Below are 20126 nucleotides of genomic sequence, written 5' to 3'. Positions count from 1 at the left end.
CGTGGCAACTATTAAATCTGCAATCCCTACCCGCCGCTTCGACGCGGTCATCGTCGGCGCCGGCGGTTCCGGCATGCGCGCCTCGCTGCAACTGGCCGAGGCCGGCCTGAACGTGGCCGTGCTGTCGAAAGTCTTCCCGACCCGCTCGCACACGGTCGCCGCCCAGGGCGGCATCGGCGCCTCGCTGGGCAATATGGCCGAGGACAACTGGTTCTGGCATATGTTTGACACCGTCAAGGGCGGCGACTACCTGGGCGACCAGGATGCCATCGAATTCATGTGCCGCGAAGCGCCGAAAGTCGTCTACGAGCTGGAGCACTTCGGCATGCCGTTCGACCGCAACCCGGACGGCACCATCTACCAGCGTCCGTTCGGCGGCCACACGGCCAACCTGGGCGAGAAGCCGGTGCAGCGCGCCTGCGCCGCGGCCGACCGCACCGGCCACGCGCTGCTGCACACGCTGTACCAGCGCAATGTGCGCGCCCGCACCCACTTCTTCGTCGAATGGATGGCGCTGGACCTGATCCGCGACGCCGACGGCGACGTCATCGGCGTGGTCGCGCTGGAAATGGAAACCGGCGAATGCATGATCCTCGAAGCGAAAACGACGATCATGGCCACCGGCGGCGCCGGGCGCATCTTCGCCGCGTCGACCAACGCCTTCATCAACACCGGCGACGGCATGGGCATGGCGGCGCGCGCCGGCCTGCCGCTGCAGGACATGGAGTTCTGGCAGTTCCACCCGACCGGCGTGTCCGGCGCGGGCGTCCTGATCACCGAGGGCGTGCGCGGCGAGGGCGGCATCCTGATCAATAGCGAAGGCGAGCGCTTCATGGAGCGCTACGCGCCGACGCTGAAGGATCTGGCGCCGCGCGACTTCGTCTCGCGTTCGATGGACCAGGAAATCAAGGAAGGCCGCGGCTGCGGCCCGAACAAGGACCACGTGATGCTGGACCTGCGCCACATCGGCGCCGACACCATCGCCAAGCGCCTGCCGTCGATCCTGGAAATCGGCCACAAGTTCGCCAACGTCGACGCCACCAAGGAACCGATTCCGGTCGTGCCGACGATCCACTACCAGATGGGCGGCATCCCGACCAACATCCACGGCCAGGTGGTCACGCCGAAGGACGGCGCGCCCGCCGTCGTCAACGGCCTGTACGCGATCGGCGAATGCGCCTGCGTGTCGGTGCACGGCGCCAACCGCCTGGGCACCAACTCGCTGCTCGACCTGGTGGTGTTCGGCCGCGCGGCCGGCAACCACATCGTCGCCAGCAACCTGAAGGCCAAGGAAAACAAACCCCTGCCGGCCGACGCGGCGAAGTTCTCGATGGAGCGCCTGGCGCGCCTGGAGAATTCCACCGGCAGCGAAACCGTGCAGGGCGTCGCCAACGACATCCGCGCCGCGATGCAGAAGTACTGCGGCGTGTTCCGCACCGAAGAGCTGCTCAAGCAGGGCTATGTCGAGATCATGAAGCTCGACGAGCGCCGCAAGCACGTCGCCTTCAAGGACAAGTCGATGGTCTTCAACACGGCCCGCGTCGAGGCGCTGGAGCTGGACAACCTGATCGAAACGGCGAAGGCGACCATCACCTCGGCCGTGGCCCGCAAGGAATCGCGCGGCGCGCATGCGCACAGCGACTATCCGCAGCGCGACGACGACAACTGGATGAAGCACACGCTGTGGTATTCGGAAGGCAACCGCCTCGAATACAAGCCAGTCGTCACGAAACCGCTGACGGTCGACACCTTCAAGCCAAAACCACGCACATTCTAAGGGTCAGAACATGACACGCACAGTTAAACTCAAGATCTACCGCTACGATCCGGACACGGACGCGAAGCCGTACATGCAGGACGTCAGCGTCGAGCTGCAAGACACCGACAAGATGCTGCTGGACGCGCTGCAGCGCATCAAGTCCGACGTCGACGACTCGCTGTCGCTGCGCCGCTCCTGCCGCGAAGGCGTCTGCGGTTCCGACGCCATGAACATCAACGGCAAGAACGGCCTGGCCTGCACCACCAACCTGAACGAGCTGACCCAGCCCATCGTGCTGCGTCCGCTGCCGGGCCTGCCGGTGATCCGCGACCTGATCGTCGACATGACGCAGTTCTTCAAGCAGTACGACTCGATCAAGCCGTTCCTGATCAACGACTCGATCCCGCCTGAAAAGGAGCGCCTGCAGTCGCCCACCGAGCGCGAAGAGCTCGACGGCCTGTACGAGTGCATCCTGTGCGCCTGCTGCTCGACGTCCTGCCCGTCGTTCTGGTGGAATCCGGACAAGTTCGTCGGCCCGGCCGGCCTGCTGCAAGCCTACCGCTTCATCGCCGACAGCCGCGACGAAGCGACCGGCGCGCGTCTGGACAACCTGGAAGACCCGTACCGCCTGTTCCGCTGCCACTCGATCATGAACTGCGTCGACGTCTGCCCGAAGGGTTTGAACCCGAACAAGGCGATCGGCAAGATCAAGGAATTGATGGTCCGCCGCGCGGTCTGATTGCGCGTATCCGGCGGGCGGCGGCGTGTGCCGCCGCCCGCACAGTCGTACCGCGCCCCCGCCTGCGGGGGCGCATCGTAGAGTGTTGAACAACATGACAGAACCAAGCTTGACCGCGCATCAGTCCGACCCCGCCAACCGCGCCCGCCTGCGCTGGCGCGCGCGCCGCGGCCTGCTGGAAAACGATCTGATACTGACCCGTTTTCTCGATGCGCATGAAACCGAATTGACCGACGACGAAGTGGACGCGCTGACGCGTTTGCTGGATTTGTCGGACAATGCGTTAATGGATCTGGTGCTGGCCCGTAAAGAGCCGGAAGGCGAAGTCGACCTGCCGCAGGTGCACGCTCTGCTGCAACGTCTGCGCAGCGCCTGAGCGGCGCGCGTATTCCGCGCCGCCCAGGCGCGGCGTGCCACCAGAATTTTTGATTTTTATTTCGCCTCACTCCAGAGAAGGAAGAGCCCATGAATACCTCTGACAAAAAAGCCACCCTGTCGTTCTCCGATGGCAGCCCATCGATCGACTTCCCTATCTACGAGGGCACAGTTGGTCCGGACGTCATCGACATCCGCAAGCTGTACGCGGGCACGGGTAAATTCACCTACGACCCCGGCTTCATGTCTACCGCCGCCTGCAACTCGTCGATCACCTACATCGACGGCGACAAGGGCGAGCTGCTGTACCGCGGCTACCCGATCGAGCAGCTGGCCGTCAACGCCGACTTCCTGGAAACCTGCTACCTGCTGTTGAACGGCGAATTGCCGAACGCGGCCGAAAAGGCGAAATTCGTCAGCACCGTCACCAACCACACGATGGTGCACGAGCAGATGCAATTCTTCTTCCGCGGCTTCCGCCGCGACGCCCACCCGATGTCGGTGCTGGTCGGCACGGTCGGCGCGCTGGCCTCGTTCTACCACGACTCGCTCGACATCAACGACCCGCACCACCGCGAAGTGTCGGCGATCCGCCTGATCGCCAAGATGCCGACGCTGGTGGCGATGTCGTACAAATACTCGATGGGCCAGCCTTTCGTGTATCCGCGCAACGACCTGTCGTACAGCGCCAACTTCATGCGCATGATGTTCGGCAATCCATGCGAAGAGTACAAGGTCAACGACGTGCTGGTGCGCGCCCTCGACCGCATCCTGATCCTGCACGCGGACCACGAGCAAAACGCCTCGACGTCGACGGTGCGCCTGTCCGGTTCGTCCGGCGCCAACCCGTTCGCCTGCATCGCCGCCGGCATCGCCTGCCTGTGGGGCCCCGCCCACGGCGGCGCCAACGAAGCGGCGCTGAACATGCTCAAGGAAATCGGCACCGTCGACAAGATCCCCGAGTTCATCGCCAAGGTCAAGGACAAGAACTCCGGCGTCAAGCTGATGGGCTTCGGCCACCGCGTCTACAAGAACTTCGACCCGCGCGCCAAGTTGATGCGCGAAACCTGCTACGAGGTGCTGGAAGAGCTGGGCCTGCAGGACGACCCGCTGTTCAAGCTGGCCATGGCGCTGGAAAAAATCGCGCTGGAAGACGACTACTTCGTGTCGCGCAAGCTGTACCCGAACGTCGACTTCTACTCGGGCATCGTGCAATCGGCGCTGGGCATCCCCGTGTCGCTGTTCACCGGCATCTTCGCGATGGCCCGCACCATCGGCTGGATCGCCCAGTGGAACGAGATGATCTCCGACCCCGAGCAAAAAATCGGCCGTCCGCGCCAGCTGTTCGTCGGTTCGACGACCCGCGAAGTGCTGCCGATCGACAAGCGCGCCTAAGTCCGGCGCGCCGGCCCCCGCGGCCGACACAAAAGGCGAGCCCATGCGGCTCGCTTTTTTTTGTCCGCGGCGACGGCAAACTTATCGCTATTTCATCGTTCAGCCAGGAAATAGGGTAAATTAGCCCTTTCATTGCTCATACCGGACGAATCATGGATCGCATCACGGCCGCGCAGGTGTTTGTCGAAATCGCCGACCGCGGCAGCATGGTGGCCGCCGCCGACGCCCTCGACATGTCGCGGGCCATGGTCACGCGCTATCTGGCCGAGATGGAGCAGTGGGCCGGCGCCCGCCTGCTGCACCGGACCACGCGCCGCCTCAGCCTGACCGACGCCGGCGACGCCACGCTGCAGCGCTGCCGCCGCATGCTCGAAGTGGCGGCCGTGATGGCGGTGCCGGCCGACGGCGGCGCCGACGCGCCGCACGGCCTGCTGCGCATCACCTGCTCGCAGACGCTGGCGCAGACGGCGCTGGCGCCGGCCGTGACGGCCTTCCTGCAGCGCTACCCGCGCACGGCCGTCGACCTGCAGATCGAAAACCGCGCCGTCAACCTGGTCGAGCAGCGCATCGACCTGGCGCTGCGCATCACCAACGCGCTGGAGCCGAACCTGATCGCGCGCCAGCTGGGCCACTGCGCCTCGGTGGTCTGCGCGGCGCCGGCCTATCTGGCGGCGCGCGGCACGCCGCAGCGGGCCGAGGACCTGGCGCTGCACAATTGCCTTACTTATAGCTATTTCGGCAAGAGTCTGTGGCAGTTCAGCCACGCCGGCGCGGCCCTGTCGGTGCCCGTCAGCGGCAACCTGTCGGCCAACGAGTCGCAGGTGCTGATGATGGCGACGGCCGAGGGCGCCGGCGTGTCCATGCAGCCGCTGTTCGCCGCCGCGCCGCTGCTGGCCGGCGGCCAGCTGGTGGCGCTGCTGCCGGACTACCAGCCGCAGGAAATGGGCATCTACGGCATCTACACGTCGCGCCAGCACATGGCGCCGGCGCTGCGCGCCATGCTCGACTTCCTGGTGGTGTGGTTCGGCGCCGATCCGCGCTGGCTGGCGGCGACGGCCGCGCCGCATGGCGGGGGCGGGGCGGCGCGCTGAGGGGGCATTAAACTCGTGACAACATTGCGCCGCGACGGGGCCGGGCGCGCCGCGCCGCGGCGGAAAATCGCGCCCAAATTAATCGCGCCGGAGGTTGTTGCGTTACAATGCCGCGTGCTATTCTAATCAATACTAACGGAATACCAGACGTAACAAAGCCCTTCCCCACAACTTGATGTGCAATCCGCTAACCGGTCAGGCCGTGTCGCGGAAGGTTAGATTAACCCGCTAATCTCGCGAAGCGCGAAGAAAGGTGAGCAATATGATGCAACAATTTACGTCCAACTCCTACCTGTTCGGTGGGAATGCTCCGTACGTGGAAGATCTGTACGAGGCATACCTGAACAACCCAGGCTCGGTGCCCGACAACTGGCGTGCGTATTTCGACGCCATGCAAAACGTGCCCGCCGTCGACGGTTCCAACAAGCCCGACGTGGCCCACGCCTCCGTCGTCGCCTCGTTCGCCGAACGCGCCAAGGCCGGTCCGATCCGTGTCGTCACCGCCTCGGCCGACGCCGAAATGGGCCGCAAGCGCGTCGCCGCGACGCAGCTGATCGCCGCCTACCGCTACCTCGGCACGCACTGGGCCAATCTGGACCCGCTGCAGCGCCAGGAACGCCCGATGATCCCGGAACTGGAAGCGAGCTTCTACGGTTTCACCGACGCGGACATGGACACCGTCTTCAACATCAGCAACACCTACTTCGGCCCGGAAACCGCGTCGCTGCGCGACCTGCTCAATTTCCTGCGCGACACCTACACCCGCTCCATCGGCGCCGAGTTCATGTACATCTCGGACCCGGCAGAGAAGCGCTGGTTGCAGGAAAAGCTGGAATCGATCCGCTCCACCCCGAATTTCTCGAAAGAGAAGAAAGTCCACATCCTCGACCGCCTGACGGCCGCCGAAGGTCTGGAACGTTATCTGCACACCAAGTACGTCGGCCAGAAGCGCTTCTCGCTCGAAGGCAGCGAAACCTTCATCGCCTCGATGGATGAAACGATACAGCGCGCCGGCGAAAAAGGCGTGCAGGAAATCGTCATCGGCATGGCCCACCGCGGCCGCCTGAACGTGCTCGTCAACACCCTGGGCAAGAGCCCGCAGGAACTGTTCGAGGAATTCGAAGGCAAGCACGGCGACGACCTGCCGTCGGGCGACGTCAAGTACCACCAGGGCTTCTCCAGCGACATCTCCACCGCCGGCGGCCCGGTCCACCTGTCGCTGGCGTTCAACCCTTCGCACCTGGAAATCGTCAACCCCGTCGTTGAAGGCTCCGTCAAGGCGCGCATGGACCGCCGCGGCGACAAGGACGGCGCGCAAGTGCTGCCTATCCTGGTGCACGGCGACGCCGCGTTCGCCGGCCAGGGCGTGGTCATGGAAACGCTGAACCTCGCGCAGACCCGCGGCTACGGCACGGGCGGCACGGTGCACATCGTCATCAACAACCAGATCGGCTTCACCACCTCCGACCCGCGCGACTCCCGTTCGACGCTGTATTGCTCGGACGTGGTCAAGATGATCGAAGCGCCTGTGCTGCACATCAACGGCGACGATCCCGAAGCCGTCGTGCTGGCCACCCAGATCGCGCTGGACTACCGCATGGAGTTCAAGAAGGACATCGTGCTCGACATCATTTGCTACCGCAAACTGGGTCACAACGAGCAAGACACCCCGGCGCTGACGCAGCCGCTGATGTACAAGAAGATCGGCCAGCATCCGGGCACCCGCAAGCTGTACGCGGACCGCCTGTCGGCCCAGGGCGTGATCGCCGCCGACGTCGGCGACGCGATGGTCGCCGCCTACCGCGACGCCATGGACGCCGGCAAGCATACGGTCGATCCGGTCATCTCCAACTTCAAGAACAAGTACGCGGTCGACTGGCTGCCTTTCCTGAACCGCAAATGGACCGACAGCGCCGACACGGCCGTGCCGATGACGGAACTGAAGCGCCTGGCCACCCGCATCACGACGGTGCCGGAAAACTTCAAGGTGCACTCGCTGGTTGAAAAAGTCCTGGGCGACCGCGCCACCATGGGCCGCGGCGAAATGAACCTGGACTGGGGCATGGGCGAGCATCTGGCCTACGCCACGCTGGTGTCGTCCGGCTACGCGATCCGCCTGACCGGCCAGGACGCCGGCCGCGGCACCTTCGTGCACCGCCACGCCGTGCTGCACGACCAGAACCGCGAGCGTTGGGACGCCGGCACCTATGTGCCGCTGGCCAACGTCTCCGACAGCCAGGCGCCGTTCACGGTGATCGACTCGGTGCTGTCCGAAGAGGCCGTGCTGGCCTTCGAATACGGCTATTCGAGCGCCGAGCCGAACACGCTGACGATCTGGGAAGCCCAGTTCGGCGACTTCGCCAACGGCGCCCAGGTGGTGATCGACCAGTTCATCAGCTCCGGCGAAGTGAAGTGGGGCCGCGCCAACGGCCTGGTGATGATGCTGCCGCACGGTTACGAAGGCCAGGGTCCGGAGCACTCGTCGGCCCGCCCGGAGCGTTTCCTGCAGCTGTGCGCCGACAACAATATGCAAGTGGTGCAGCCGACCTCGGCTTCGCAGATCTTCCACTTGCTGCGCCGCCAGATGGTGCGCCAGTTCCGCAAGCCGCTGGTCATCCTGACGCCGAAGTCGCTGTTGCGCAACAAGGACGCCGGCTCGCCGCTGACCGACCTGGCCAAGGGCGCCTTCCAAACGGTGATCGGCGAAGTCGACGAAAAAATCGACGCCAAGAAGGTCAAGCGCGTCATCGCCTGCTCGGGCAAGGTCTACTACGACCTGGTCAACGCGCGCAAAACGCGCGGCCAGAGCGACACGGCGATCGTGCGTATCGAGCAGCTGTATCCGTTCCCGCACAAGTCGTTCGCCGTGGAACTGAAAAAGTTCCCGAACCTGGCCGAAGTGGTCTGGGCGCAGGACGAGCCGCAAAACCAGGGTCCATGGTTCCAGATCCAGCACAACATCTTCGAAAGCCTGGAAGCGGGCCAGCGTCTGGCTTACGCCGGCCGTCCCGCCTCCGCGTCGCCCGCCGTCGGTTACTACGACAAGCACTACGCGCAGCAGAAGGATTTGCTGGAAACGGCATTTTCGAAGTTAAAAGGCTTTATCCTGACCAAATAAACACAGGGCGCCGCGCGGGGAGCGCGGCGCCGCAATAACAAAATACACGGAGTATTACATGGCACAAATCGAAGTCAAGGTTCCTCAATTGTCGGAGTCGGTTGCGGAAGCGACCCTGCTCACATGGCATAAAAAAATCGGCGAAGCGGTCGCCCGCGACGAAAACCTGATCGACATCGAAACGGATAAAGTTGTTCTCGAACTGCCTGCGCCCGGCGCCGGCGTCATCACCCAGATCATCAAGGGCGACGGCAGCACCGTCGTCGCCGGCGAAGTCATCGCCATCATCGACACGGACGGCGCGGCCAAAGTGAGCCCGATGGAAGTGTCGGCGGCACCAGCCGCCACGGCAGCGGCCAGCGCCCCGGCCGGCGCCGCCTCGAAAGGCGATGTGGCGATGCCCGCGGCGGCCAAGCTGCTGTCGGAAAACAATATGAGCGCCGCGCAAGTGGCCGGCAGCGGCAAGGACGGCCGCGTCACCAAGGGCGACGTCATCAACGCCGTGGCCGCCAAGCCGCCGGTCGTCGCGCCGCTGGCCGCCGCGCCCGCCAAGGCCGCCCTGCAGCAAGTGTCGGCGCCCGTCGCCAACCTGGGCGACCGTCCGGAAGAGCGCGTGCCGATGAGCCGCCTGCGCGCCCGCATCGCCGAGCGCCTGGTGCAGTCGCAATCGACCAACGCCATCCTGACCACCTTCAACGAAGTGAACATGCAGCCGGTCATCGACCTGCGCAACAAGTACAAGGACAAGTTCGAGAAAGAGCACGGCGTCAAGCTGGGCTTCATGTCCTTCTTCGTCAAGGCCGCCGTCGCCGCGCTGAAAAAATACCCGATCATCAACGCCTCCGTTGACGGCAACGACATCGTCTACCACGGCTACTTCGACATCGGCATCGCCGTCGGTTCGCCGCGCGGCCTGGTCGTGCCTATCATCCGCAACGCCGACCAATTGTCGATCGCCGACATCGAGAAGAAAATCGGCGAATTCGGCAGCAAGGCGAAAGAGGGCAAGCTGACGCTGGACGACCTGACCGGCGGCACCTTCTCGATCTCCAACGGCGGCACCTTCGGCTCCATGCTGTCGACCCCGATCATCAACCCGCCGCAATCGGCTATCCTGGGCGTGCATGCGACCAAGGACCGCGCCGTCGTCGAAAACGGCCAGGTTGTGGTGCGTCCGATGAACTATCTGGCGATGTCCTACGACCACCGCATCATCGACGGCCGCGAAGCCGTGCTGGGCCTGGTAGCGATGAAGGAAGCGCTGGAAGACCCGGCGCGTCTGTTGCTGGATCTGTAATTAGCGGTAGATCACCACGCTGACGCCAGCGGCGCATGGCCGGGACCGTGCCCCCCCGGGGGCAGGCCCCGGCTGTGCGCCCCTGGTTTTTTAGCGCCAGGCCCCGGCGCGGCATTTTTTTAAAGGATCTCGATGGACGTTTCGGATGAAATCAAGCGCCTGCACGAGCTGCACCAGGCCGGCGCCCTGAGCGACGCGGAATTTGCGCAAGCCAAGGCCAAGATACTCAGTTCGGTCAACCTGGACAAGCCGGGCGGCCAGCCGAACGGCCAGCCGGGCGGCGCGCCGTCCAGCCCCGGCTCGGACCTGGTGCAGGAGTTCAGCCGCCTGCGGCGCTCGCGCAGCGACCGCTGGCTGGGCGGCGTCTGCGGCGGCCTGGGCCAGGTGTCCGGGATGGAATCGTGGATCTGGCGCCTGGTGTTCGCGCTGTTCGCGCTGACCTTCGGCTTCAGCGCGGTGATTTATATTTTATTGTGGATTTTTGTTCCAGAAGATGAGATTGGGAATTAAATAATGAGTACAAGCAAACAATTCGACGTCGTCGTCATCGGCGCCGGCCCCGGCGGCTACATCGCCGCGATCCGCGCCGCGCAACTGGGCTTCTCCGTGGCCTGCGTCGACGAGGCGGTCAACGCCAAAGGCGGCCCGGCACCGGGCGGCACCTGCACCAACGTCGGCTGCATCCCGTCGAAGGCGCTGCTGCAATCGTCCGAGCATTTCGAGCACGCCGGCCACAGTTTCGCCGAGCACGGCATCGACGTCGCCGGCCTGAAGCTGAACCTGGGCCAGATGCTCAAGCGCAAGGACACCGTCGTCAAGCAAAACAACGACGGCATCCTGTACCTGTTCAAGAAGAACAAGGTCACCTTCTTCCACGGCCGCGCCGCGTTCGCCGGCGCCGCCACCGCTGAAGGCTACCAACTGGCCATCACCGGCGCAGCCAACGAAACCGTCAGCGCCAAGCACGTGATCGTCGCCACCGGCTCGAACCCGCGCGAACTGCCGGGCGCGCCGTTCGACGAAAAACTGATCCTGTCGAACACGGGCGCGCTGGCCATCGACGCCGTGCCGGCCAAGCTGGGCGTGATCGGCGCCGGCGTGATCGGCCTGGAAATGGGCAGCGTCTGGCGCCGCCTCGGCGCCCAGGTGACGGTGCTGGAAGGCTTGCCGGTGCTGCTGGGCGCCGTTGACGAGCAGATCGCCAAGGAAGCGGGCAAGCTGTTCGCCAAGCAGGGCCTGTCGATCAGCCTGGGCTGCAAGATCGGCGCCATCACGGCCGGCAAGAACGACGTCACCGTCGAGTACGCCGACGCCAAGGGCGAGGCGCAGAAGGCCGTGTTCGACAAGCTGATCATCTCGATCGGCCGCACGCCGAACACCAACGGCCTGGGCGCCGACAAGGCCGGCCTGCAACTCGACGAGCGCGGCTTCATCGCCGTCGACGGCGACTGCAAGACCAACCTGCCGAACGTGTGGGCGGTGGGCGACGTCGTGCGCGGCCCGATGCTGGCGCACAAGGCGGAAGAAGAGGGCGTCGCGGTGGCCGAGCGTATCGCCGGCCAGCACGGCCACACCAACTTCAACACCATCCCCTGGGTGATCTACACCTCGCCGGAAATCGCCTGGGTCGGCCAGACCGAGCAGCAGCTCAAAGCGGCCGGCGTCGCCTACAAGGCCGGCACCTTCCCCTTCCTGGCGAACGGCCGCGCGCGCGCGCTGGGCGACACCTCGGGCATGGTCAAGTTCCTCGCCGACGCCGTCAGCGACGAAATCCTCGGCGTGCACATCGTCGGCCCGATGGCCTCCGAGCTGATCTCCGAAGCCGTCGTGGCGATGGAGTTCAAGGCGTCCGCGGAAGACATCGCGCGCATCTGCCACGCCCACCCATCCCTGTCCGAAGCCACCAAGGAAGCCGCGCTGGCCATTGACAAGCGCACCTTGAACTTCTAAGACTGTCCCATCGGCCGCGCCGGCAAACTGTTGCCGGCGCGGCCGCAGCACGTCGAATCGAACCCCATGAACGTTGAAGAGTTTTACCAGAGCGCGTTGCTGCAACGCGATTTCAAGGCCGACCCGGCGCAGCGCCGCGCCGTCGACCGCCTGCAGTGCGCCTATGAGGAATGGGTCGGTTTCAAGGCGCAACGCTCGAACAGCTTCAAGCGCCTGATCAACCGTCCCGAGGTGCCGCGCGGCGTCTATATGTGGGGCGGGGTGGGGCGCGGCAAGTCCTTCCTGATGGACAGTTTTTACTCGGTCGTGCCGCTGGTGCGCAAGACGCGCCTGCACTTCCACGAATTCATGCGCAGCGTGCACCGCCAGCTCGACGAGCTCAAAGGTGTCGCCAACCCCCTCGACGAGGTGGCGCGCCGCATCGCCAAGAAGTACCGGCTGATCTGCTTCGACGAATTCCACGTCTCCGACATCGCCGACGCGATGATCCTGTACAACCTGCTGACGGCCCTGTTCGAGAACGGCGTGTCCTTCATCATGACGTCGAACTACGACCCCGACCTGCTGTACCCGAACGGGCTGCACCGCGACCGCATGCTGCCGACCATCGCGCTGCTCAAGGCCAAGCTCGACGTCATCAACGTCGACGCCGGCGTCGACTACCGCGGCCGGGCGCTGGAGCAGGTCGAATCGTATTACACGCCGCTGGGCGCGACGGCCGACGCGGCGCTGCGCCACGCCTACGCCAGCGTCGCCGAGACGGCCGACGAAGACCCGCACGTGCGGATCGAGAGCCGCGAAATCGCCTGCCTGCGCCGCGTCGGCGGCCTGATCTGGTTCGACTTCGCCACGCTGTGCGGCGGCCCGCGCTCGCAGAACGATTACCTTGAAATCGCCAGCCGTTTCCATACCGTGATACTGTCCTCGATACCGGCCATGTCGGCCGGGATGTCGTCCGAGGCGCGCCGCTTCACCTGGCTCATCGACGTCTTCTATGACCAGAAGGTCAAGCTGCTGATGTCGGCCGAGGTGGCGCCGGAGCTGCTGTATACGAACGGCATGCTGGCCAACGAGTTTCACCGCACGGTCTCGCGCATCGTCGAGATGCAGTCGCGCGAGTACATGGAAAAAGAGCAGCGCGGCGCCGCCGACGCGCTCGCCTGACGCAGACAAGGAAAGCAATGACAATGGCTATATATATCAGGGAGGCGGCGCTGGTACTGGCGCTGGCCGCGGGCGCGCTGGCCGCGCAGGCGCAGGACATCGGCCAGGGCGTGGTGGGCGCGCCCATCGTGCCGCCCAGCCATTCGGTGGAGCAGGCCGACGCCACGCTGGAAGAGGTGGCCAAGAACCGCGCCGCCGTCGAGGCGACCTTCGCCCAGCGCGAGCAGGTGTGCTACGGCAAGTTCTTCGTCAACCGCTGCCTCGACAAGGCCAAGGAGGCGCGCCGCGCCGCGCTGGCGCAATTGCGCGCCGTCGAAGCCGAGGCCAGCCACTTCAAGCGGGCCGAGTCGGTGGCGCGGCGCGACAAGGCCCTGGCCGAGTCGCAGCAGGCGGCCCGCGACGACGCCGCCGTGCGCGACGCGGCGCCGCCGAAGCGCCTGCCGGTGCCGGCCGAGCCGGCCGCGCCGCAGGCCGGCAAGAGCCTGGCCGAACGCCAGGCCGAGTACGACCAGAAGGTGCAGAAGCAGGCGGCGCGCGACGCCGCCGAGGCGGGTATGCGGGCGGCCAATGTGGCGGCGTTCGAAGCCAAGCAGCGCGAGGCCGCCGAGCGCCAGCGCCAGGTCGCCGCGAAACTGGCCGAAAAAGAGGAAAAGGCGCGCAGCAAGGCGGCCGCCGAGGCCGCGGCGAACAAGAAGTAGGCAGCGGCCGATGCCGCTTCGCCGGGCGTGTGTTAGGCATGGGCGCGCGCCACCAGCTTGACTATCGCCATCGTGCAGTTGTCGCCCTTGCCCTTGGCGCGCTCCAGCGCCTTGCCGATCAGCCGCTCGCCGGCCTGGCGCGGCCTCTCCTTGGCGACCACGGCGGCCAGTTCGGCGTCGCTGAAATACTGCCACAAACCATCCGAACACAGCATGAAGGCGTCGCCGGCGCCCAGCCCCGCGTGGCTGCCGATGGTGACGAAGGGCTCCTTGAAATCCTTGCCCAGGGCGTTGCCCAGCAGCGCGGAGCTGCGGTGGCGCCGCGCCGCCTCCGGCGCCAGGCCGTCGTCGCGCACCAGATGCTCGACATACGCGGCGTCGTTGCTGCGAAACGCGCAGGCGGCGCCGGCGAAGCGGTAGACGCGGGCGTCGCCGACGTGGGCCCAGACGGCCTGGCCGTGCGGCGTCAGCAGCAGCAGCGCCAGCGTGCACTGCGCCCCGGCCGCCAGCGGGTTCATGCTGACGACCGTGTGCGCCTCGTGGACGATGGCGTGCAGCAGGCCGGCCAGGCGCTGCGGGCTGGCGGCGTCGACGGCGGCGAAATCGTCGAATAATTGTTTGCTGGTATGCAACACCTGCTCGGCCGCGACGGCGCCGCCGCGGATGCCGTCGGCCAGCACCGCCAGCATGTGGCCGGGGGCGCGCGCGCCGGCGTACAGCGCGGCGCGGTCGTTCTGGCTGGGCCGGCCGCCGATGTGCTGGGCGGTGCCGGCCGCGATCGTGTATGCGCTCATGAAACCCGCCTCCCGGAATGCAGCGAATGGCCGGCGCCCGCCCGCGCCTTGCGAATGCAGGTTGGCGGCGGCGTCACTGTAGATTAAACTATGCACCTGTAAGCAGTTTTGTTGCAAGCAAAGGTTGTTGATGGGACGAAACGTACTGGCAACACCGGCGTCGCCATCCACCTTCCGTAACGATTTGTCTCAACCGCAAAGAATGCGACACATGACCGATACACAGGAAATACAGCGGCGCCTGGTGGAACTCGATGTCGAACATCGCGACCTCGACGCCGTGATCGAATTGCTGATACTCGACGGCCACCACGACGAATTGCAGCTGCGCCGCCTGAAAAAGCGCAAATTGCAGTTGAAGGATTACATCACGCTGTTGAAAATGCAATTAGTGCCCGATGTCCCAGCCTGACCGGGCGCCAGTAGCGTCCCAGCCCCACCAAAGTTTATTTTGACCCAACAATTATCCTTGCCCACCGGCGCGGCCGGCGCGGCTGCCGCGCCCGACTCCGCTCCCGCCGCCGTCCCCGGCAAGCACGACGCCGACATCGACCGCCTGTTCGGCGCCGGCGGCCCGCTCAGCCCGGCCGTCGGCAGCTACCGTCCGCGCCGCTCGCAAACCGAGATGGCGAAGGCGATCGCCACGGCCATCGACGGCCAGACGACGCTCATCGCCGAGGCCGGCACGGGCACGGGCAAGACCTTTGCCTACCTGGTGCCGGCGCTGCTGTGGGGCGGCAAGACCATCGTCTCCACCGGCACGAAGAACTTGCAGGACCAGCTGTTCCTGCGCGACATACCCACCGTGCGCGCGGCGCTGCAGGCGCCCGTCTCGGTGGCGCTGCTGAAGGGCCGCTCGAACTACGTCTGCCACTACCACCTCGAACGCACGCTGCAGAACGGCCGCATGACCTCGCGCGACGATGTCGGCCACCTGCGCGAAATCTCCCGTTTCATCAAGATGAGCAGCTCGGGCGACAAGGCGGAGCTGGCCAAGGTGCCGGAAAACGCGCTGATCTGGAATCTGGTGACGTCGACGCGCGACACCTGCATGGGCGCCGAGTGCCAGTACTACCAGGATTGCTTCGTCATGAAGGCCCGCAAGGAGGCCCAGCAGGCCGACGTCGTCGTCGTCAACCACCACCTGTTCTTCGCCGACGTGGCGCTGAAGGACACGGGCGTGGCCGAGCTGCTGCCGTCGGCCAACACCATCATCTTCGACGAGGCCCACCAGTTGCCCGACACGGCCACGCTGTTCTTCGGCAGCACCGTGTCGACCTCGCAGGTGCTGGAACTGTGCCGCGACGTGCTGGCCGAGGGCCTGGCCCACGCCCGCGGCGTCGACTGGGCGAAGACCGTCACCGTGGTGGAGAAGGCGGCGCGCGACCTGCGCCTGACCTTCCCGCAAGACATCGTGCGCCTGTCGATGGCGCAGATCGCGCCGTCCTCCGACTTCTTCCCGGCGCTGGCCACGCTCAAGGACGAGCTCGACGGCATGCTGGCCGTGCTGGAAACCCAGGCCGAACGGGCCGAGACGCTGGAGCAGTGCCGCAGCCGCGGCGTCGAACTGGCCCAGCAGCTGGCCGCCTGGAAGTTCGACCCGAAGGCCAAGGTCGCCGCCGGCGAGGAAGCCGTGTTCTGGGTCGAGGCGTTTTCCAGCTCGCTGCAGTTGCACCAGACGCCGCTGTCGATCGCGCCCATCTTCAACAACCAGCGCGAGGGCGTGCCGCGCAGCTGGATCTTCACGTCGGCGACGCTGGCCGTGAAGAACGACTTCAAGCACTTCTCCGAGCAGATGGGCCTGGCCGGCGAGCCGGCCCAGTCCTGGCCCAGCCCCTTCGACTACGGCAACCAGGGCTTGCTGTACGTGCCGCAGAACCTGCCGCAGCCGAACGCGCTCGGCTACACCGACGCCGTGCTCGACTGCGCGCTGCCCATCATCGAGGCGGCCGGCGGGCGCACCTTCCTGCTGTGCACGACGCTGCGCGCCGTCAAGCGGGCGGCCGAGCGGCTGCGCGAGGAGTTCGCCGCGCGCGGCCTGGCCTTCCCCCTGTTCGTCCAGGGCGACCGCGGCCGCACCGAATTGCTGGACCAGTTCCGCGCGGCCGGCAACGGCGTGCTGATCGGCAGCCAGAGCTTCTGGGAGGGCGTCGACGTGCGCGGCGACGCGCTGTCGCTGGTCATCATCGACAAACTGCCGTTCGCGCCGCCGGACGACCCGGTGCTGGCCGCGCGCATCGAGGTGATGGAAAAGCAGGGCAAGAACGGCTTCATGCACCACTCGCTGCCGGAAGCCATCATCAACCTGAAGCAGGGCGCGGGGCGGCTGATCCGCGACGAGGGCGACCGCGGCGTGCTGATGATCTGCGACCCGCGGCTGATCTCCAAACCCTACGGCAAGCGCATCTGGCAAAGCCTGCCGCCGTTCAAGCGCACGCGCGAGGCGGCCGACGTCGTCGCCTTCTTCGCGGACCGCGCGGCCGAGCAGGCGCCGCCCGCCTGAGCGGCGCCGGCACAGCCGGGGAGCGGCCTGCATTTTTCGGGAAATATTTCCCGGAAATGTAGGCCGCTCCCCGGCTTTTTGCGTTTGCGGCGCCGAAACGCATGAGGCCGATGCACCTTTGTCCGCGCGCAAAGCGCCGGCAGGCGGGCTTGCTACAGTGGCTCAAAGTGTGGCGTTATGAGGAAGGCAAGAAACAGGGGGGATGATATGGATATCCGCTACGGCTGTTTCTTAAGTTATGCGCATGGCCACTATGCGCATATGAGCAAGTTCAAGGACGACCTCATCGACGCGCTCAAGTGTTACCTGGAGCCCCACCTCGATAACGAACACGCCCTGTTCGTGGACAGCGAGCAGCTCGGCGGCGGCGATGACCTCGACCAGCGCATCGCCCGCGCCCTCTGCGAAAGCGTCTGCATGGTGGCCCTTTACACTCCCAAGTATGAAGCGCACGGTTATACCCGGCGCGAATTTGCCGCGATGCAATTGATCGAAAACGAACGCAAGCTGTGGTACGCGCTGCCCAGCCATCTGATCATCCCCGTGATCATGACGCGCCACCCGGCCGGTTTGCCGCAGCAGATCGCCGGCCCCGGCATGTACGCGGATTTTTCCGGCTATACCCTGGCCAGCGGCGACCTGAGGGCGAACCCGGCCTATCTGCCCGACATCGAAAAAATCGTCGAGCGCATCGCCATCCACTACCATTTATTGAAAAACGCCACCCCAGCGGGGCACGATTGCAGCCGCTTCGTGATGCCCGCTATTCCGCCGGAATGGCGCGCCATTCCGCCCCCCCACTTTCCACGTTAAAGGTTCGCCATGGAACTTCATCGCCTGTTCCTGCCGCCGCTGACCGCGCCCGGCGAAGTCGTCACCTTTTATTCCTACAAAGGTGGTACGGGCCGCACCATGGCCCTGTCGAATATCGCCGTGCTGCTGGCCCGGCGGCAGAACGCCACCGTGCCCGTCCTGATGATAGATTGGGACATGGAGGCGCCCGGCTTGCACCACTATTTCGGCCAGCACGACGAGGGGCCGGGCGTGCTGGAGTTCTTCGAGGCTTGCCGCGCCCAGCTGGAACGCTTCGGCCTGGAGGCGCCCGCCGCGCCCGATGCGGGCGGCGACACGGCCTTGGCCCTGCGCGTGCTCGACGCCATCGACTGGCAGCAGTATGTGGTGCGGGTCGACCAGGGCAGCCCCCTGTACCTGATGCGCGCCGGCCGCTTCGACGCCAGCTACAGCGACCGCCTCGCGCAGATGCACTGGGACCGCCTGTTCCACGCCTGCCCGGCGCTGTTCCGCTGCTTCGCCGACAGCCTGGCGCGGCACTTCCGCTATGTGCTGGTCGATTCGCGCACCGGCCGCACCGACAGCGCCGGCATTTGCACGACCCTGCTGCCGAAGAAGCTCGTGGTGGTCTTCACGCCCAACCGCCAGAGCCTGGAGGGCGTCGAGGCGCTGGTCACGCGGGCCATCGAGTACCGCCGCAGCCACGAGGACGAGCAGCGCCCGCTGCTGGTGTATCCGCTGCCCTCGCGCATCGAGATGGGCGACGGCGAGCAGCGCGCGCAATGGCGCCGCGGCGACCCGCACAAGGCCATCGCCGGCTTCCAGCCGATGTTCGAGCGCCTGCTGCGCCTGTCGTATGGCTTGCCGCAGCTTAGCCTGGACAGTTATTTCGACGAGGTCCAGTTGCAGCAAACCAAGACCTTTGCCTACGGCGAGCAGCTGGCCGTGCGCATCGACCAGGGCGGCGACCGCTTTTCGCTGACGCGCACCTTCGAAGCCTTCCTGTTCTGGATGACGGGCGGCTATTTCCCCTGGCAGTCGAGCAAGGAAATCCACCTGCTGGCGGCCGTGGAGGAAGCCCGCCACGCCCTCGACGACGTGCTGGGCCGGCCGGTGGCCCTGCCGCTGGCGCGCGACCTGGCCCGCCTCGGCGAGCTCTACAGCAAAGAGGGGCGCCATCCGCAAGCCCTCGAGTGCTTCCGCGACAGCCTGGCGATGCGCGCCCGCCTGCTCGGCGAGGACCATGCCGACACGCTCGACAGCAAGGCCGGCATGGCGCGCGTGCTGCGCCAGTCCGGCAAGCTGGACGAGGCCCGCTTCCTGGAGGAGGCCGTGGTCGAGGCGCGCGCCGCCAAGCTCGGCGCCGAGCACCCGGCCACGCTGGCCGGCATGGCCAACCTGGCGGCGACGCTGGCCCAGCAGGGCGACTGCGCCGCCGCGCTGGAGTTGCAGGACAGCGTGCTGGCCGCGTATATGCGCCTGCTCGGGCGCGAGCACCTGCTGACGCTGGGCGCGCTCGACAGCCGCGCCGCCACGCTGGCGCAGATGGGCGGCCTGGAGCAGGCCCGCACCCTGCTCGAAACGGTGGTGGCGGCGCGCGCCCGCCTGCTCGGCGCCGAGCATCCGGACACGCTGGCCAGCGAACTGGCGCTGGCGCAGGTGCTGGCGCGGCAAAACGAGCTGGCCGGCGCGCGCCGCCTGTTCGACGCCGTTGCCCGGGCCCAGCAGCGCCGCTTCGGCGCCGACCACGCGCAGACGCTGGCGACGCTGGACCGGCTCGGCGAGGTGCTGACGCGGCAGGGCGACTGGCCGGCCGTGCGCGCGCTGCACGAGACGCTGGTGGCGGCGCGCGAGCGCACGCGCGGCCCCGAGCACCCGGAAACCCAGATGAGCCAGCGCAACCTGGCGCAGGCGCTGGCCCGCTACGGCGAGGCGGACGCGCTGGGCGCCGACTGGCGGCAGGAGCGCCAGCATGCTGCGCGGCAACTCGAAGATGCGCTGCTGAGCGCCAGCGAGCGCCTGCTGGACGCCCATCAGCAGAGCCTGGCGGCGCCCTTCGGCGAGCGCGCCGCCGAGGGCGAGAGCCTGGGCGCCCACGGCCTGCACGACACGCTGCTGCTCGGCTCCGGCGACGAGGGCGCGGCGCCGCCCACGCTGGCCGGCATGATCAACCAGGTCCAGGCGCTGCTCGACAGCGCGCAACTGCACCAGGCGCGCGACCTGGCCGACCGCTTGCGCGAGCCGCTGTTCAAGCCCGGCGTCGCCAGCAAGCTGCGCAAGCGCGGCATGACGGTATTGAAGCGCACCTACCGCCTGCAGGGCGACAAGGATGCGCTCGTCGCGCTGCAGGAGGACGAGGTGACGGCGCTGGAGGGCGCGCTGGAGGCGCGCGTGGGCAACCGCTGAGCCTCGGCCGGCGCAAAATTTAAAGCGCCAAACGGCCTCCGCCGT

General features: G+C 66.3%; 16 protein-coding genes. 15 read left to right on the top strand and 1 reads right to left on the bottom strand.

Going from position 1 to position 20126, the window contains the following annotated elements:
* Position 1: 1 nt before the first annotated feature.
* The 11 genes from sdhA (at position 2) to OIK44_RS24620 (ending at position 13586) form a co-directional block, all read left to right on the top strand.
* The gene (gene sdhA / locus OIK44_RS24670; RefSeq protein ID WP_273674775.1) at positions 2-1777 is read left to right on the top strand and encodes a succinate dehydrogenase flavoprotein subunit; all 1776 of its coding nucleotides are present in this window, start codon (positions 2-4) and stop codon (positions 1775-1777) included.
* A 10-nt stretch (positions 1778-1787) separates the two neighbouring features.
* Positions 1788-2498, top strand: a complete 711-nt coding sequence (locus OIK44_RS24665; protein ID WP_273674774.1) for a succinate dehydrogenase iron-sulfur subunit — start codon at positions 1788-1790, stop codon at positions 2496-2498.
* 94 nt (positions 2499-2592) lie between these two features.
* Positions 2593-2874, top strand: coding sequence for an FAD assembly factor SdhE (locus OIK44_RS24660; protein ID WP_273674808.1), 282 nt, complete (start codon positions 2593-2595; stop codon positions 2872-2874).
* Between the two features lie 89 nt (positions 2875-2963).
* A complete protein-coding gene (gene gltA / locus OIK44_RS24655) occupies positions 2964-4268 on the top strand; it encodes a citrate synthase (RefSeq protein WP_273674773.1) in 1305 nt (434 codons plus the stop codon).
* Between the two features lie 152 nt (positions 4269-4420).
* A complete protein-coding gene (locus tag OIK44_RS24650) occupies positions 4421-5359 on the top strand; it encodes a LysR family transcriptional regulator (RefSeq protein ID WP_273674772.1) in 939 nt (312 codons plus the stop codon).
* 262 nt (positions 5360-5621) lie between these two features.
* Positions 5622-8477: a 2-oxoglutarate dehydrogenase E1 component gene (locus OIK44_RS24645; protein ID WP_273674771.1), complete on the top strand. Its 2856-nt coding sequence runs from the start codon at positions 5622-5624 to the stop codon at positions 8475-8477.
* A gap of 58 nt (positions 8478-8535) precedes the next feature.
* On the top strand, positions 8536-9774 hold the full coding sequence (gene odhB, locus OIK44_RS24640; RefSeq protein WP_273674770.1) for a 2-oxoglutarate dehydrogenase complex dihydrolipoyllysine-residue succinyltransferase: 1239 nt from the start codon (positions 8536-8538) through the stop codon (positions 9772-9774).
* Positions 9775-9906: 132 nt separating this feature from the next.
* The gene (locus OIK44_RS24635) at positions 9907-10284 is read left to right on the top strand and encodes a PspC domain-containing protein (protein WP_273674769.1); all 378 of its coding nucleotides are present in this window, start codon (positions 9907-9909) and stop codon (positions 10282-10284) included.
* A 3-nt stretch (positions 10285-10287) separates the two neighbouring features.
* Positions 10288-11724 (top strand): dihydrolipoyl dehydrogenase, encoded by a 1437-nt coding sequence (gene lpdA, locus OIK44_RS24630; RefSeq protein ID WP_273674768.1) that lies wholly within the window; start codon positions 10288-10290, stop codon positions 11722-11724.
* A 66-nt stretch (positions 11725-11790) separates the two neighbouring features.
* Positions 11791-12888, top strand: a complete 1098-nt coding sequence (gene zapE / locus OIK44_RS24625) for a cell division protein ZapE (RefSeq protein ID WP_273674767.1) — start codon at positions 11791-11793, stop codon at positions 12886-12888.
* Positions 12889-12911: 23 nt separating this feature from the next.
* Positions 12912-13586, top strand: coding sequence for a hypothetical protein (locus OIK44_RS24620; RefSeq protein ID WP_273674765.1), 675 nt, complete (start codon positions 12912-12914; stop codon positions 13584-13586).
* A gap of 32 nt (positions 13587-13618) precedes the next feature.
* On the opposite strand, the gene OIK44_RS24615 is transcribed toward OIK44_RS24620, so the two are convergent.
* A complete protein-coding gene (locus tag OIK44_RS24615; protein ID WP_273674764.1) occupies positions 13619-14380 on the bottom strand; it encodes a PP2C family protein-serine/threonine phosphatase in 762 nt (253 codons plus the stop codon).
* Positions 14381-14591: 211 nt separating this feature from the next.
* Here OIK44_RS24615 and OIK44_RS24610 point away from each other — a divergent pair, with 211 nt between their 5' ends.
* The 4 genes from OIK44_RS24610 to OIK44_RS24595 all read left to right on the top strand — a co-directional run bounded on the left by OIK44_RS24610 (position 14592) and on the right by OIK44_RS24595 (position 20081).
* Positions 14592-14792 (top strand): YdcH family protein, encoded by a 201-nt coding sequence (locus OIK44_RS24610; RefSeq protein ID WP_273674763.1) that lies wholly within the window; start codon positions 14592-14594, stop codon positions 14790-14792.
* Positions 14793-14849: 57 nt separating this feature from the next.
* Positions 14850-16883, top strand: coding sequence for a DNA repair helicase YoaA (locus OIK44_RS24605; RefSeq protein ID WP_273674806.1), 2034 nt, complete (start codon positions 14850-14852; stop codon positions 16881-16883).
* Between the two features lie 207 nt (positions 16884-17090).
* The gene (locus OIK44_RS24600; protein ID WP_273674762.1) at positions 17091-17696 is read left to right on the top strand and encodes a toll/interleukin-1 receptor domain-containing protein; all 606 of its coding nucleotides are present in this window, start codon (positions 17091-17093) and stop codon (positions 17694-17696) included.
* A gap of 9 nt (positions 17697-17705) precedes the next feature.
* The gene (locus OIK44_RS24595; protein ID WP_273674761.1) at positions 17706-20081 is read left to right on the top strand and encodes a tetratricopeptide repeat protein; all 2376 of its coding nucleotides are present in this window, start codon (positions 17706-17708) and stop codon (positions 20079-20081) included.
* Positions 20082-20126 lie beyond the last annotated feature (45 nt).

The organism is Janthinobacterium fluminis (assembly GCF_028595325.1).
GTDB lineage: Bacteria > Pseudomonadota > Gammaproteobacteria > Burkholderiales > Burkholderiaceae_D > Janthinobacterium > Janthinobacterium fluminis.
Note: the sequence above shows the minus strand (reverse complement) of the source record. Positions and strands in the feature narration are given on the sequence as shown.

Excerpts from the sequence above, each read along its gene's own strand:
- gltA (WP_273674773.1), top strand. The coding sequence starts at position 2,964 with ATGAATACCTCTGACAAAAAAGCCACCCTGTCGTTCTCCGATGGCAGC.
- OIK44_RS24610 (WP_273674763.1), top strand. The coding sequence starts at position 14,592 with ATGACCGATACACAGGAAATACAGCGGCGCCTGGTGGAACTCGATGTC.
- OIK44_RS24645 (WP_273674771.1), top strand. The coding sequence starts at position 5,622 with ATGATGCAACAATTTACGTCCAACTCCTACCTGTTCGGTGGGAATGCT.
- zapE (WP_273674767.1), top strand. The coding sequence starts at position 11,791 with ATGAACGTTGAAGAGTTTTACCAGAGCGCGTTGCTGCAACGCGATTTC.
- OIK44_RS24600 (WP_273674762.1), top strand. The coding sequence starts at position 17,091 with ATGGATATCCGCTACGGCTGTTTCTTAAGTTATGCGCATGGCCACTAT.
- OIK44_RS24660 (WP_273674808.1), top strand. The coding sequence starts at position 2,593 with ATGACAGAACCAAGCTTGACCGCGCATCAGTCCGACCCCGCCAACCGC.
- odhB (WP_273674770.1), top strand. The coding sequence starts at position 8,536 with ATGGCACAAATCGAAGTCAAGGTTCCTCAATTGTCGGAGTCGGTTGCG.
- OIK44_RS24665 (WP_273674774.1), top strand. The coding sequence starts at position 1,788 with ATGACACGCACAGTTAAACTCAAGATCTACCGCTACGATCCGGACACG.
- lpdA (WP_273674768.1), top strand. The coding sequence starts at position 10,288 with ATGAGTACAAGCAAACAATTCGACGTCGTCGTCATCGGCGCCGGCCCC.
- OIK44_RS24615 (WP_273674764.1), bottom strand. The coding sequence starts at position 14,380 with ATGAGCGCATACACGATCGCGGCCGGCACCGCCCAGCACATCGGCGGC.
- OIK44_RS24650 (WP_273674772.1), top strand. The coding sequence starts at position 4,421 with ATGGATCGCATCACGGCCGCGCAGGTGTTTGTCGAAATCGCCGACCGC.
- OIK44_RS24595 (WP_273674761.1), top strand. The coding sequence starts at position 17,706 with ATGGAACTTCATCGCCTGTTCCTGCCGCCGCTGACCGCGCCCGGCGAA.
- OIK44_RS24620 (WP_273674765.1), top strand. The coding sequence starts at position 12,912 with ATGGCTATATATATCAGGGAGGCGGCGCTGGTACTGGCGCTGGCCGCG.
- OIK44_RS24635 (WP_273674769.1), top strand. The coding sequence starts at position 9,907 with ATGGACGTTTCGGATGAAATCAAGCGCCTGCACGAGCTGCACCAGGCC.